This window comes from Actinomadura sp. NAK00032 (genome assembly GCF_013364275.1).
In the GTDB taxonomy this organism is placed as follows: Bacteria; Actinomycetota; Actinomycetes; order Streptosporangiales; family Streptosporangiaceae; genus Spirillospora.
In genome coordinates this window covers 7,578,362-7,591,534 of the sequence record NZ_CP054932.1, presented here as the reverse complement: position 1 = coordinate 7,591,534, position 13,173 = coordinate 7,578,362, and the positions used below count along the sequence as shown (strand labels likewise).

Here is a 13,173-nt window from a genome sequence, read left to right as displayed (position 1 = left end):
GGTAGCGGCGCCCCGTCCATGGACGAGGTGCGCAACGACATGACCATCTGGCGGATCAGCGGCGGCGAGGGCGGCCCCGGTCCCGGGGAGCGCCCGGCTCCCCGGGGCGGCGAGGCGCCCCGCTGCGACGTCGTCGAACTCGACACCGCGCTCCTGCACATCGCCGCGGCCTCCTCCTCGCCCTGGCTCCGGATGGCCGGCGAGATCGACGTCTCCAACGCCCCGGACGTGGGCGCCGCCCTGCACGCCGCGCAGGCGCGCGTGCCCGGAGACCTCCACGTCGACCTGGCCGCGATCGCCTTCATGGACGTCGCCGGGCTGCGCGCCCTCACCCTCGCGGCCCGCGAGCTCCACGAGCACGACCGCATGCTCGTCCTGCACGCGGTGTCGCCGCACCTCGACCGGCTGTTCCGGCTGATCGGCTGGGACGCGACCCCGGGCCTGGCGATCCACTGCCGCCCCCGCGGCTGACCCCGGCCCTGCGCTCCGAACCGCCCCGCGGCGCTCCCGCTGCCGTGAGGTCAACCAGACACCATGCCCGCGTCGAGGTCCGGTAAACGAGGCGCCGGCGGTGCTGCTTTCCCGTTGTATCCCGCTTCGTGGCAGTTTGACTGCTCAAACCACGGTTAGGAGGGGTTCTACAGCTCTCCGATTCCAGAGGAGGGATCTCATGGCAAGGCGAAGAGAGCACGCGCAAACGCCGATGTCCGGCGAGCGCGCCGCACCACCGACGCCCGCCGAGGGCGCCGCCACCCCCGCTCCGGGCGCCGCCACGGCGGCACCGCGCAGGGGCGCCAATGAGCCGGGCGAGCACGCGCTCTGGGAGGACCGTACGCGGGTCATGCTGCAGCCCATCGCGGCTCCGTCCATCCTCGGGCTGTTCGGCTTCGCGGGCGCGACCATGATGGTGGGCGCCTGGCAGGCGGGCTGGTACGGGACGGCCGCCACCCCGCTCATCCTGTGGCCGTTCGTGCTCATGTTCGGCGGCCTCGCCCAGTTCCTCGCGGGCATGTGGGCCTACCGCGCGCGGGACGGTCTCGCGACCGCCGTGCACGGCATGTGGGGCTCGTTCTGGCTCGCCTGGGGCCTGCTGTTCCTGCTCGTCAGCGTGGGCGCCGTGCCAGTGGCGCTCGCACCAGTGCTCGGCGTGGCCAGTCACGGCTTCGCGTTCTGGTTCATCGCGCTGGCGGTGATCACCGGGCTGACGGCGCTGGCGGCGCTCGGCGAGAACATCGTGACGGCGCTGCTGCTGGCGTGCCTCGCCGTGGGCGCGGGCTTCACGGCGGCCGGCTTCTGGGCGCCCTCCAACTGGAGCCTGGACGTCGGCGGCTGGCTGTTCGTCGCCGCGGCGGTCATCGCGCTCTACGCGGCGGCCGCGATGATGATGGAGAACACCTTCGGCCGGACGATCCTGCCCACCGGCAAGTACCGCGCCGGCGGCAACATCCCGGGCGGCCGCGGCGTGCGGCCGCTGGAGTACCGGCACGGCGAGCCGGGGGTGAAGATCGGGCAGTGAGTTCGCCGGTCACCGGCGTTTCGCCTTGACATTCCCGTTGCCTTATCCTGGGCCGATCCGGAAGGTTCGGCTCGGAGGGGGAGCGGGAATGTCATCGGCGGTCCGACGGACGTGGCGGCGCCTCGTCCAGTCCTACATCACGCTCTGCGCGCGCGACGACGCCGCGAAGCACGGCTACAGCATCCCGACGGGCGTCTGGTCGTGCGTGCGCTGCAACCAGCCGCACCTTGAGCTCGCCACGCTCAACCACCACCTCCGCACCGAGCACGGTGTGATCGCGGGCTGAGCCCCGCCGTTTCGGCCCGTCCTGTTCCGGGCGATCTCCCGTCCCGACCAGACCCACTGTGGCCCGCCTTATTGGCAGTGTGCTAGTAGTGTGAAGGCGCACCTCAACGACTGCGGGGTGCGGCTCACCGGCGCCGACCTGCACTCCTGGTTCCTCGATCCGGCGATCGTCCCGAACGGCAGCGGCGTCACCAACGACACCCCGCTTTTCATCGGATACCTGAGCGTGGAGACCCCGTCCTTCAGGGCGGGGAGGAAGCGCGGCACGATGCGGTGCTGTGGTCTCCTGGTTTTGTCGGTGGTGGTCGGTAGGTTGCGGGGTGTGTCCCGGTACCGGCTGTGTCCGACCCCCGCGCAGGAGGCGGGGCTGCTGGAGCTTTGCTCGCATGCCCGGTTCGTGTGGAACCTGGCGGTGGAGCAGCACTCCTGGTGGACGCCGCGACGGGGCCCGGCACCGGGGTATGCCGCGCAGGCACGGCAGCTCACCGAGGCCCGGGCTGTGTTCGGGTGGCTGGCGGCGGGGTCGCAGACGGTGCAGCAGCAGGCGCTCAGAGACTTCGCGCAGGCGATGGCGAACTTCTTCGCGGGTACGCATCGGCGCCCGACGTGGCGCAGGGCGGGGGTGCATGAGGGGTTCCGGGTCGTGGGGGCGCGGGGCCGGGCGTGGGAGGTGCGGCGGTTGTCGCGCCGCACGGGTGAGGTGCGGGTGCCGAAGGTGGGGTGGGTGCGGTTCCGCTGGTCCCGCCAGGTTCCGCCGGGGGTGAAGTCGTTCCGGGTGAGGCGTGACCGCGCCGGCCGCTGGCATGTCGCGTTCGCGCACGTGCCCGCCCCGGTGCCCGCGCCCGGCAACGGCACGGCGGTCGGTGTCGATCGGGGCGTGGCCCTCAGCGCCGCACTGTCCACCGGCCAGACCTCTACCGTGCCGGGGTTGACGCCGGGTGAGGCCGAGCGGTTGAAGCGGCTGCTGCGCCGCCTGGCCCGCGCGAAACGAGGGTCGAACCGGCGTGCCCGTGTCAAGGCCGCCATCGCCCGGCTCAGGGCGCGTGAGGCCGATCGCCGCAAGGACTGGGTGGAGAAGACCTCGACGGACCTGGCGCGCCGCTTCAACGTCATCGCCGTGGAGGACCTGAACGTGCCCGCCATGACCCGGTCCGCCAAAGGAACCATCGACGTTCCCGGTGCGGGTGTGCGGCAGAAGGCCGGGCTGAACCGGGGCATTCTGGCCAGCGGGTGGGGGCGGCTGGTGACCCGGTTGGAGCACAAGGCGCCGGGACGGGTCGTCAAGGTCGACCCCCGTTACACGTCGCAGACCTGCAACGCCTGCGGGCACCGCGCCCGGGACAACCGCGAGAGCCAAGCGGTGTTCCGGTGCACGGCCTGCGGGCACCGGGCCAACGCCGACGTCAACGCCGCACGCAACATCAAAGACACTGCCATGAGAGACACCGCCGTGGGACGCACGGTGGCCGCGCGGGGAGGCACGCCGTCAGGCGGGCCGGTGAACCGCGAACCCCAACCCACTCTCCTCTCCGTATAGGAGACGGGTTGGAATCCCCCGCCTTCAGGCGGGGGAGGACGTCAACCAGCAGCCGGGGTCGTGGAAGCTGCGCCCGAACTCCAGGACGAGGATCCCGAACCTGTTCCTCGCGGGGGACTGGGTGAAGACGCCGATCAACGTCACCACGATGGAGGGCGCCAACCAGGGCGGCCGGCAGGCCGTCAACGCGCTGCTGGACGCGGCCGACTCCAACGCCGACCGGTGCGACGTCCACGAGCTGTTCGAGCAGCCGCTGTGGGCGCCGTTCAAGGCCAACGACAGGATCCGGTACGCGCTGCGGCTGCCGCACCAGTTCGACGTCCTCGACACGCGCTGGCCGGGGAGGTGACCCTGCCTCCCCTCAGTGCAGTGACCGGCGGGCGACCAGCGCCGCGTTCAGCAGCTGCAGGTCGCTCGGCCGGGCCGGGTCGAGCCCGGTCAGCGCGCTGATCCGGCGGACGCGGTAGGCCACCGTGTTCGGGTGGACGTGCAGCGCCGCGCCCGTCGCCCGCCGGTCCAGGTCGCAGGCCAGGTACCGCTCCAGCGTGCGCAGCAGCTCCGGCTTGCGGTCGAGCGGCGCCAGCAGGGCGGCGAGCCCGGCGAGCGCGCCGCTCGGCCGGCTCAGCTGGTAGTCGAGCAGGACGTCGGCGAGCCGGTACAGGCCGGGCGGGCGGGCGGCCCGGCGGACCAGGTCCATCACCTCGGCCGTCCGCATGGCGGCGGCGGGGACGCCGGCGGGGCCGGTGATCTCCGCCGCCGCCGTGACGTCGGTGTCGGCGCACTTGGCGGCCCGCGCCACCAGCTCGTGCAGGACGTCCCAGCCGGCCGAGAACGGCAGCAGGGCCGTCCCGCCGGCGCTGTCCAGTGCGGTGAGCGCGGGCTCGTCGGCGACCTCGTCCAGCGCCGTCCGGATCCGGCGGATCTTGCGCCGGGCCGCGATCCGGGCGCGCTGGCCCGTGCCCGCCTCGTCCGGGTGCGGGGCGAACGCCAGCGTCAGCACCGCGTAGCGGGCCGCCGGGCGGTGCCCGGCGGTGTCCCCGCCGAGCAGCGCGGTCATCAGCGCGTGCCGCCCGCCGTGCTCCTGGCTGTCGATGATCTGCCGGACCTCCAGGTAGGCGGAGCTGACCGCCGAGAGCAGCAGCCGCTGGAAGTCCAGGAAGTAGCCGAGCGCCTCCTGGAGGGCGGGCAGGTCGGCCGGCCGCGCCCCGGCGGTCAGCTCCTCCCACGCCATCGCCGCGCCGATCTGGTACGCGCTGAGGATCGCGTCCAGCGGCACCTCCTCCTCGGCGCGCAGCGCCGCCGAGTCGCGCTGGTCGCCGAACTCCTCCGGCGCGGCGGGGCGGCGCCGCTCCAGCACGTCCGCGAACTGCCGCAGGCTGTGCTGGACGATCCCCGCGATGTCCCCGGCGACCTCCTCCTGCGGTAGTTCGGCGTAGACGGGCAGCTCGGTGAGCAGCCGCGCGACGACGCGCCGGGTCAGCCGCGGGGCGCGGGCCCGCAGATACGGCGCCATCGGCCGCCCCGCCATGCACAGCCCCGTGTTGTCCCGCGTCACAACGGCTCCCGCAAGAGTCTGTTTTCACGCCAATTGAACGGTCTGTCCAGATTCTGGACGATCACGGCGACATCGTCCATGACGCCGGGAGTTGGCATGAAGCGTCTGTTGCACGGCATGGTCGGCGCGCTCGTCATCGCGGGCACGGCCCTCGTCGCGTCCCCCGCCCACGCGGCCGCGGTGGAATATGTCGCCCTGGGCGACTCGATGGCCTCCGGGCCGCTCATCCCGAACATCACCGGCCCGATCGGCTGCGGGCGGTCCACCCACAACTACGCGCACGAGCTGGCCGGCGAACTAGGCGCGAACCTCCGCGACGTCACGTGCAGCGGGGCGAAGAGCAAGCACATGACCGAGTCGCAGAGCACCAGCGTCGCCGGCGTCGACACCGGCACCGTCCCGCCGCAGTTCGACGCGCTCAGCGCCTCGACCACCCTCGTCACCCTCACCATCGGCGGCAACGACGTCGGCCTCGTCGGCATCGCCGAGGACTGCGTCAACCTCGACCCCACCGCCACTCCCTGCAAGGGCGAGTTCGAGGCCGAGGTCGCGCAGCGCACCCGCGACTTCGCCCCGCGCCTCAGCGCCGTCCTGGACGGCATCCGCGCCCGCTCGCCGAAGGCCCGGATCGTCGTGACGGGCTACGGCCTGTACATCAAGCCGAACGGCTGCTGGCCCATCCAGCCCGTCCTGCCGACCGACGCCAACTTCCTCCAGGGCGCCGTCAACGCCATGAACGGCGTCATTCGCGACCAGGCGAACGCCCACGGCGCCACCTACATCGACCTGGTCACGCCCAGCGCGGGCCATGACGCGTGCCAGTCGGCGTCCAAGCGGTGGCTGGAGGGCTACGTGCCCCTCAACCCGGCCGCTCCGCTGCACCCGAACGCGCGGGGCGAGGCCGCCTACGCCGCCATCATCGGGAACACGCTCGGTGCCTGAGCGGGCAACGCAAAGTTCTCATTGGTTGGACCTTCCCAAGTGTTGATCTTGAATTTATGATCAACATCACAGCACGCCAGACGGCGCGCCGGCACCGCGGTCCTCCGGGAGGTCCCATGCAGAAGGTCGAACAGGCGAAACCGGCCCCGAAGGCCAAGAAGATCAAGCTGGAGATCAAGCGGCTGGAGAAGGTCGAGACGACCGGTCTCCGCGAAGGCGGCTGATCCTCCCCGAGTGTCCCGGCCGGCCAGGCCCACGGGCCTGGCCGGCCGTTCCCTGCCCACGACCGGAAGGCTCGCATGCGGCTCCCTCGAATCAAGCGCGTCCACCAGCCCCTCGCCCTGCCCGGCGACCGGATCCTGATCGGCCTGATGCAGCAGGGCGTCGCGGCGGAGATCCAGGACAGTGAGGACGGCGCGGTCGCCCGGCTCATCACGCTCATGGACGGCAGCCGTACGGTCGACGAGGTGTGCGCCGCCTTCGCCGAGACCCACCCCGGCGTCGAGGAGGACAGCGCCCGCGAGGTGATCGACGACCTGATCGCGGGCGGTTTCGTCGAGGACGCCGGCGCGCCGCTGCCCGGGAACCTGGACGGACGCGAGGCCGCCCGCTACGAGCCCGCCCGCAACTTCTTCGCGTGGATCGACACGGCGCCGCGCAGCTCGCCGTACGAGATCCAGTCCAAGGTCAAGGACGCGCGGGTCGGCCTGCTCGGTCTCGGCGGCACGGGTTCGGCGGTGGCCGCCGGGCTGGTGGCCAGCGGGATCGGCGCCCTGCACGTCGCCGACTTCGACACGGTGGAGGAGTCCAACCTCACCCGGCAGCTCCTCTACACCGAGGACGACATCGGTCGGCCCAAGGTCGACCGCGCCGTGGAGCGGCTCCGCGCCATGAACGGCCTCGTGGAGGTGACCGGCGACACCGTCAAGGCGGACGGACCCGACGGGATCGCCGCGATGATGGAGGACTGCGACCTGTTCGTCCTCTGCGCCGACGAGCCGCACCCCGACATCATGTTCTGGACGAACGAGGCGGCGCTGCGGACCGGCACCCCCTGGTTCGTCAGCTTCTACACCGGGCCGATGGCCGTGGTGGGCGGCCTGGTGCCCGGCGAGACGGGATGCTGGGCGTGCCTGCGCCGCCATGAGGACCAGCGTGAGTTCAAGGCCCACGGCCGCTCCCTCACCGAGGAGCGCCCCAACGCGGTGATCGCGGCCAGCGCCAACGTCAGCGGGCACCTCTGCGCGCTGGAGGTGCTCTACCACCTCGGGGGGCTGCCCACGCAGGCGCGCGGCAAGGTCTTCCACTGGAACTACGCGATGTGGGACCACTCGTACTTCATCGAGATCCCGCACGACGGCGACTGCCCCGCATGCGGGAAGCCGTGACCACGGTCGAGTTCCACCCGCTCGTGGTCCGCCCGGACGACGACGACCCGGAGGCGGTCGTCGTCGGACGGCTGCGGATCGGCGAGTTCGTGGAGCTCCCCGCCGTGTACGGCGACGGGATCGCCCTGATGCGCGACGGCCTGACGGTCGCCGCGGCCGAGGAGCGCATCGCCGCCGACCACGGCGTCGAGGTCGACCTCTCCGAACTCGTGGAGGCCCTCAGCGACCTCGGGTTCGTGCGGTCCGTCGACGGGGACCCGCTCCCGGACCCGGCCGAGGACGCCCCGCGCAGTCACTTCGCCCGGCTCACCGAGCGGAACACGTCCTGGCTGTTCGGCCTCCCGGCGAAGCTGCTCTGGTCGGCGGCGGTCGGCGCGGCGCTGGTCACGCTCGTCCTGCGGCCCTCGCTGCTGCCGAACTACTCCGACTTCTTCTGGAACGACTACGTCGGGTTCACCGTCCTGGTCAACACGGTGATGATGTCGATGTCGATCAGCGTGCACGAGCTGATGCACCTGATGGCGGCGCGCTCGCTGGGCGCGCCCGGACGCATCGGCTTCGGCACCCGCCTGCACAACCTCGTGGCGCAGACCGACGTCACCGGGGTGTGGGGGGTGCCGCGCCGCTCCCGGTACCGGGTGTACCTCGCCGGGCTCGCCTGGGACGTGCTGCTGATGTCGGCGCTGGTCCTGCTCGTCGCCCACGCCGGGCTGCCCGGGACGGTGGACGCGCTGCTCCAGGCGCTGGTCATCACCGTCCTGATGGCGATCCCCTTCCAGCTCCAGGTCTACATGCGCACCGACCTCTACTTCGTGCTGCGCGAACTCCTGCGGACCCGCAACCTCTTCGACGACGGGCTGGCCTACGCCAAGTACCTGCTCGCCAGGTCGGCCGCCGCGGTGCGCCGGCGTCCGGGCGCCGTGGAGGACCCGACGGCCGAACTGCCGCGCCGGGAGCGCCTCGCGACCCGCGTCTACTCGTTCTTCCTGGTGTTCGGCGCCGGCATCACGCTCACGTCGTTCGCGCTGTTCGGCGCGCCGATCGCGGTCACGGCGTTCCTGCGCGCGGTCGAGGGCGTCGCCGACGGCTTCACCGGCGGACCGGTGCTCCAGGCCCTGGACTCGGCGCTGCTGATCCTCATCGAGGGCGCGATCCAGGTGCTGTTCGTGGTCACCTTCGTCCGGACGCACCGGCACTGGTTCCGCCGCCGCGACCGGCGGGGCGCGCCGGCCGAGGCCGATGCCCCGGCCGAGGCGGCGCCCGCCGGCTGACGCTCCGCTAACCGGCCCCGGCGCCGGTGCGCAGCCGCACCAGCACCGTCCCGTACATCCGGTCCGAGGGGCAGAGGCCCCACTGCTTGGAGTCCTCCGAGCGGGGGTGGTCCCCGCGCAGCGCGAGCATCCCGTGCGGGACGTCGCCGGTCAGGTCGCCCGCCACCCAGGACGGCACCGGGTCCCCGGCCGCCGCGAGGACCCGCTTGACGTACCAGCCGGCGCCGCCGGAGGGATCGGCGGGGCCGCGCCACCCGGTGCGCCGGTCGGGCCGCTGGACGACCACGATCCGGCCGGGCCGGGCGCGGCGCCGGTGGCGCAGCACCAGCAGCACGTCGCCGTGCTGCAGGGTCGGGGTCATGCTGCCGCCCCGCACGGTGACGGTCGACAGCAGGCTCCGGGCCGCCAGCGCCGCCGCCCCGGCCACCAGCGCCGAGGGGACCGCCCAGCCCAGTGCCCGGCTCATCCGGCGGTCACCGCCTGGTAGCCCTCCGCCTGGTTGCGGAAGAGCCGGGCGTACACCCCGTCAGGGGACGCCATGAGGGACGCGTGGTCGCCGCTCTCCAGGATCCGGCCGTCCTGCACGACGACGATCCGGTCGGCCTGCCGGACGGCGCTGAGCCGGTGCGAGACCAGGACGCTCGTGGCGCCCGCCCGCAGTTCCCGCAGCCGCTCGTGGACCTCCCGCTCGGCCACCGCGTCGAGGCCGGAGCTGGGCTCGTCCAGGATCATCAGGTCGCGGCCCCGGCGCATCAGGCCGCGGGCCAGCGCGAGGCGCTGCCACTGCCCGCCGGAGAGGTGGACCCCGTTCGTCAGGGCGGCCTCCTCCGGGTCGCCGTCCGCGTCCCCGGCGTGGAACAGCCTGCTCAGCATCGTCCGGTAGCCGGCCGGGAGCCGCTCGATGGTCTCGTGGACGCCGGCGCGCTCGGCGGCGGCCCGGATCCGGTCCTGGTCGTCGAGCGCCTCCAGGTCCCCGAGCCCGATGTTCTCGGCGGCGGTGAGGTCGTAGTCCATGTAGTCCTGGAACACCGCCCCGATCCGCTGGCGCAGCTGCTCCACGGGGACGTCGCGGATGTCCACGCCGTCCCACAGCACGGCGCCGCGCTGCGGATCGTAGAACCGGCAGAGCAGCTTGACGAGCGTGCTCTTGCCCGCGCCGTTCAGCCCCACCACGCCGAGGGTGGTGCCGTACGGGACGGTCAGGTCCAGCCCGCGCAGCACCCAGGGGGAGTCCTCGCTGTAGCGGAACCACACGTCGCGGAACTCGATGGACTGGGACAGCGGAGCGAGTTCCCGTGGCCGGGAGGGTCCGGCCAGATCGTCGTCACTGTCGACCACCGTCAGGTAGTGGTGGAACAGCAGGGCGGACTGATGCCCCTGGGCGATGCCCTCCACCAGGGCGCCGAGCCCGGACTGGAGCCCCGCCAGCGACGCGATGAACACCGACACGTCGCCGACGCTGATCGACCTGGTGGCCGCGGCGTGCACGGCCCACACCAGGCCCACCGCCGCCAGCAGCGCCCCGAGGGCGGCGAGGAGGACCTGGACGCGCACCACGCCCCGCTCCAGCCGGTCCTCGGCGTCGTTGGCGGCGCGCAGTTCGGTGAGCATCCGGCCGTGCAGGAGGTTCCCGAGCCCGAAAAGGCGGACCTCCTTGGCGGCCTGCAAGTCCGTGAGCAGCATCTGGTAGAAGAGCTTGCGCCGCAGGCCGGGGCTCATGTGCCAGAGCAGCCCGGCCCGTCGCCGGCTCAGCGCCAGGTGGGCGAGCAGCGCGGGCGCGGCCGCCGCCAGCGCGGCGCCCGCCATGACCGGGCTGATCGCCACGAGGGCGCCGAGGAACCCGGTGACGGCCAGGGTGCCCTGCAGCGAGGCGAGGCCCATCTGCAGCAGCTGGTCGGGGGCCTGCTCGGCGGACTGCTGGGCCAGCCGCAGCCGGTCGTGGAAGCGCGGCTCCTCCAGCCGGGCCAGCCCGTTCATGCGGTTGACCGCGGCGAACATCCGGTCCTGGGAGTGCAGGCCGATGGCGCGCCGGGCGCGCCCCTGCGCGTAGGTCGCGACGGCCGAGGTGACGGCCGTCGCGAGGCCGAAGGCGCCGATGGCGGACGCCAGCCACACCAGCGTCCCGGTGCGGGGGTCGCCGGCGGTGAGCTCGTCGATCGCGACCTTGGTCAGCCAGGCGGTCGCCACCGGCGCCGTACCGCCGAGCACCGCCATGGCGAGCTGGAGGGCCAGCATGCCGGGGCAGGCGCGCCACGCCAGCACGTAGGCCGCCTTCATACCGCGCAGAACGGAGACGCGCGGCTCCGCCGCCTCTCCGGACGCCGTCACGTCGCCGCTCATGGCATCGCCGGCCGCAGCGCCGCGTCCAGCTCGTCCAGGCCGAGGCCGGCGGCGGTGGCGACCCCGTCCGGGCCGTAGTGGACGAAGCCCGGGTAGAGCCGGACGCCGAAGGCGGCGCCGAGCGGCGCGTCCAGGAACTCGGGCACCACGTGGTCGGCGATCCCGGCGAGCCGGGCGGCCAGGTCGCTGCCGGCCGCGTCGACGCCGACCACCGTGGCCAGCACCAGCCCGCCGTCGTCCCGGACGCGCCGCGCGTGCTCGGCGAAGCCCGGCACGCTGTCGTCGCAGCCGGGGCACTCCAGCGACAGGAAGGCGATCAGCGCCGGACGGCCCGCGAGCCCGTCCGCGGTGACCGTCGCGCCGCCGGCGTCGGTCGCGGTGAACGCGGGCATCGGGTCGCCGGGCGCGATGCCCAGCTCCGGCCCCCCACCGGAACGGCCGGGGTCGTGATCATGGTCGTGGCCCTGGTGGCCGCCGTCCGGCGGGGCGGCCGCGTGGGCGCGCCAGCGGCGCATCGCCGCCACGGTGAGCAGAAGGTTCAGCGCGGTGAGCGCCGTGGCCAGGAGGAGCCCGGCGACGAGGTATTCCACGGATGTCCTTTCCGGCTCCGGCGGCTCACCGGCCCCGGTCCCCGGCGGCGACCGGGGGCCGGAGGAGCGCGGCGATGTCGTCGACGAAGACGGTCAATGTGGTGAGCAGGCCCGCCGCGACCACGGCCAGCGCGATCCCCGGCGGCTCGCCGGGGACGCCTCCGCCGCGGGTCAGCGCCACGGCCGCGCCCAGGCAGGCCACCGCCAGCAGTGCCGCGTTGCGGACGATGTGCACGCCGCCCATGGGCACCTCGGAGGTGCCGAAGCAGGCGCACGCGACCTTCTGCCCGCGCACCACGACGAGGGTCGGGACGGCCGTCAGGCCGCAGCAGAACAGCGCGGCGGCGAGGAAGCCGGCGGTGACGGTGGCGGGCAGCGCCAGCAGCAGCACGATGAGCAGCTCGGCGGCCGGGACGAGCACGGCCAGCGGGCGGCGCAGCCGCGCGGGGACGAAGTCGAGACCCTCCAGGGAGGCGGCGAAGGCGCCCGGCGCGCGGAGCTTGGCCACCGCCGCCAGCGTCATCACCGCCGCCAGGGCGAGGCGGCAGGCGAGCGAAACGAAAAGCACGGAGGCTCCTGGACAGGGCAGGGCAAGGAGAACAACGGGGAAGCAACGGGACCGGGGCGCGGCGGCCCCCGTCGGAGGGCGCCGCGCCCCGGCGTCGGGCGGGCGTCACGCCCGCCCGCCGGGCATCAGCAGTTGTTCTTGTTGGTGCTGCCCCAGAGGCCGCAGTAGACCTTGCAGGCGCCGTTGGTCGAGCAGGTGCGCACGAAGCAGACGCCGCCGATGGTCTTGTACTGCTGCCAGGAGTCGGGCGGGCAGCCGGCGTCGGCGGTGGTGGTGGGGAGCATCACCTCGATGGCACGGGTGACGCGCCTGGTCACGCTCTGGAGCATGGTTCCTCCTTGTGGTGGGGGTGACTGATTCCGCGCACGGGCGGGTACCGCCGAGAAAGGGTCGATCGCGGCGGAGCATGCCCGTGGGGTATTCGGTAGCGGCTTTTTCCAGCGCGCTAAGAAGTGACCAGTTCAGTACGCAGGGCTGCGATGCCCGCGCCCGCCGATGTCACCATTCCATCGGCTCCGTACCAGGCATAGGTCGGATAATTCTTCGCCCCGTACCGGCGCGACAGTTCCGCATTCGCGTCCTCGGCGATGACGAGGTCCATCACCTCGCCGAGCGCCGCGGCCAGCTCGCTGCCGGCCGCGCCGTCCCCGTGCACGATCGCCAGCGAGACGCCCCCGTCCGCGCGCAGCCGCTCGGCGTGCCCGGCGAACAGCGGCACCGAGTCCGCGCAGGCCCTGCAGGTCAGCGAGAAGAAGCCGACCAGGGTCTCCCTGCCGAGCAGGGTCCGCTCGGTCACCGGGGTGCCGTCCACGGCGCGGGCGGAGAAGGCCGGGACGCGGTCGATCATCCGGACGCCGGCGGCGGCCCGGGCGGCGGGCGTCCCGGCGGCCTCCGCCAGCTCCCGCCAGCGCCTGAGCATGATCAGGAGAATCGCCAGGTTGAGCACGCTGACGACCCCGACCAGTACGAGCCCTGCTGAAGCGAATATCACGACAGGCGTCCTTTCCCAGAATCTGGGTCACCGGTCGGCCGCGGCCACCCGCCCATGATCACCTAGGAATGATCGGGAGGCAATACCCGATTTCCGGATGCACTGCCGCGGCGGGAATAAACATCCGCTGTGTCATCATCATCTCAACAGTTTCGACGCCTGGCCCGCGGGGCCCGGGCGGCCGACGGAG

General features: G+C 73.0%; 15 protein-coding genes. 8 read left to right on the top strand and 7 right to left on the bottom strand.

Going from position 1 to position 13,173, the window contains the following annotated elements:
* The first annotated feature begins 18 nt into the window (after nucleotides 1-18).
* The 5 genes from HUT06_RS34715 to HUT06_RS34695 all read left to right on the top strand — a co-directional run bounded on the left by HUT06_RS34715 (nucleotide 19) and on the right by HUT06_RS34695 (nucleotide 3,687).
* Complete coding sequence (locus HUT06_RS34715) at nucleotides 19-471, top strand: STAS domain-containing protein (protein WP_176199578.1); 453 nt, start codon at nucleotides 19-21, stop codon at nucleotides 469-471.
* Between the two features lie 199 nt (nucleotides 472-670).
* A complete protein-coding gene (locus HUT06_RS34710; RefSeq protein ID WP_176199577.1) occupies nucleotides 671-1,516 on the top strand; it encodes an acetate uptake transporter family protein in 846 nt (281 codons plus the stop codon).
* Between the two features lie 88 nt (nucleotides 1,517-1,604).
* Nucleotides 1,605-1,802, top strand: coding sequence for a hypothetical protein (locus HUT06_RS34705; RefSeq protein WP_176199576.1), 198 nt, complete (start codon nucleotides 1,605-1,607; stop codon nucleotides 1,800-1,802).
* A 90-nt stretch (nucleotides 1,803-1,892) separates the two neighbouring features.
* Nucleotides 1,893-3,338, top strand: coding sequence for an RNA-guided endonuclease TnpB family protein (locus HUT06_RS34700; protein WP_217711581.1), 1,446 nt, complete (start codon nucleotides 1,893-1,895; stop codon nucleotides 3,336-3,338).
* A 13-nt stretch (nucleotides 3,339-3,351) separates the two neighbouring features.
* The gene (locus tag HUT06_RS34695) at nucleotides 3,352-3,687 is read left to right on the top strand and encodes an FAD-dependent oxidoreductase (RefSeq protein WP_368407042.1); all 336 of its coding nucleotides are present in this window, start codon (nucleotides 3,352-3,354) and stop codon (nucleotides 3,685-3,687) included.
* Between the two features lie 12 nt (nucleotides 3,688-3,699).
* Here the strand turns inward: HUT06_RS34695 and HUT06_RS34690 are convergent, their stop codons facing one another.
* Nucleotides 3,700-4,893 carry a CdaR family transcriptional regulator gene (locus HUT06_RS34690; protein WP_254715538.1) on the bottom strand — a complete coding sequence of 398 codons (1,194 nt, stop codon included), beginning with the start codon at nucleotides 4,891-4,893 and terminating at the stop codon, nucleotides 3,700-3,702.
* A 96-nt stretch (nucleotides 4,894-4,989) separates the two neighbouring features.
* On the opposite strand from HUT06_RS34690, the gene HUT06_RS34685 reads away from it, so the two are divergent.
* The 3 genes from HUT06_RS34685 to HUT06_RS34675 all read left to right on the top strand — a co-directional run bounded on the left by HUT06_RS34685 (nucleotide 4,990) and on the right by HUT06_RS34675 (nucleotide 8,494).
* Nucleotides 4,990-5,835 (top strand): SGNH/GDSL hydrolase family protein, encoded by an 846-nt coding sequence (locus HUT06_RS34685; protein ID WP_217711580.1) that lies wholly within the window; start codon nucleotides 4,990-4,992, stop codon nucleotides 5,833-5,835.
* 299 nt (nucleotides 5,836-6,134) lie between these two features.
* Nucleotides 6,135-7,223 (top strand): ThiF family adenylyltransferase, encoded by a 1,089-nt coding sequence (locus tag HUT06_RS34680; RefSeq protein ID WP_176199573.1) that lies wholly within the window; start codon nucleotides 6,135-6,137, stop codon nucleotides 7,221-7,223.
* On the top strand, nucleotides 7,208-8,494 hold the full coding sequence (locus HUT06_RS34675) for a hypothetical protein (protein WP_176199572.1): 1,287 nt from the start codon (nucleotides 7,208-7,210) through the stop codon (nucleotides 8,492-8,494). Before HUT06_RS34680 ends, HUT06_RS34675 begins: the two co-directional genes overlap by 16 nt.
* Nucleotides 8,495-8,501: 7 nt before the next feature.
* Here HUT06_RS34675 and HUT06_RS34670 read toward each other — a convergent pair whose 3' ends face one another.
* From HUT06_RS34670 to HUT06_RS34645, 6 genes are all read right to left on the bottom strand, one after another.
* Nucleotides 8,502-8,960 (bottom strand): S24/S26 family peptidase, encoded by a 459-nt coding sequence (locus tag HUT06_RS34670; RefSeq protein ID WP_176199571.1) that lies wholly within the window; start codon nucleotides 8,958-8,960, stop codon nucleotides 8,502-8,504.
* Nucleotides 8,957-10,834, bottom strand: a complete 1,878-nt coding sequence (locus HUT06_RS34665) for an ABC transporter ATP-binding protein (RefSeq protein ID WP_176199570.1) — start codon at nucleotides 10,832-10,834, stop codon at nucleotides 8,957-8,959. Before HUT06_RS34665 ends, HUT06_RS34670 begins: the two co-directional genes overlap by 4 nt.
* Complete coding sequence (locus tag HUT06_RS34660) at nucleotides 10,831-11,424, bottom strand: redoxin domain-containing protein (RefSeq protein ID WP_176199569.1); 594 nt, start codon at nucleotides 11,422-11,424, stop codon at nucleotides 10,831-10,833. Before HUT06_RS34660 ends, HUT06_RS34665 begins: the two co-directional genes overlap by 4 nt.
* 25 nt (nucleotides 11,425-11,449) lie before the next feature.
* Nucleotides 11,450-11,992, bottom strand: coding sequence for a MauE/DoxX family redox-associated membrane protein (locus HUT06_RS34655; RefSeq protein WP_176199568.1), 543 nt, complete (start codon nucleotides 11,990-11,992; stop codon nucleotides 11,450-11,452).
* A 125-nt stretch (nucleotides 11,993-12,117) separates the two neighbouring features.
* Nucleotides 12,118-12,321, bottom strand: coding sequence for a hypothetical protein (locus HUT06_RS34650; RefSeq protein ID WP_176199567.1), 204 nt, complete (start codon nucleotides 12,319-12,321; stop codon nucleotides 12,118-12,120).
* 116 nt (nucleotides 12,322-12,437) lie between these two features.
* On the bottom strand, nucleotides 12,438-12,983 hold the full coding sequence (locus HUT06_RS34645) for a redoxin domain-containing protein (protein WP_176199566.1): 546 nt from the start codon (nucleotides 12,981-12,983) through the stop codon (nucleotides 12,438-12,440).
* Between the last annotated feature and the right edge of the window lie 190 nt (nucleotides 12,984-13,173).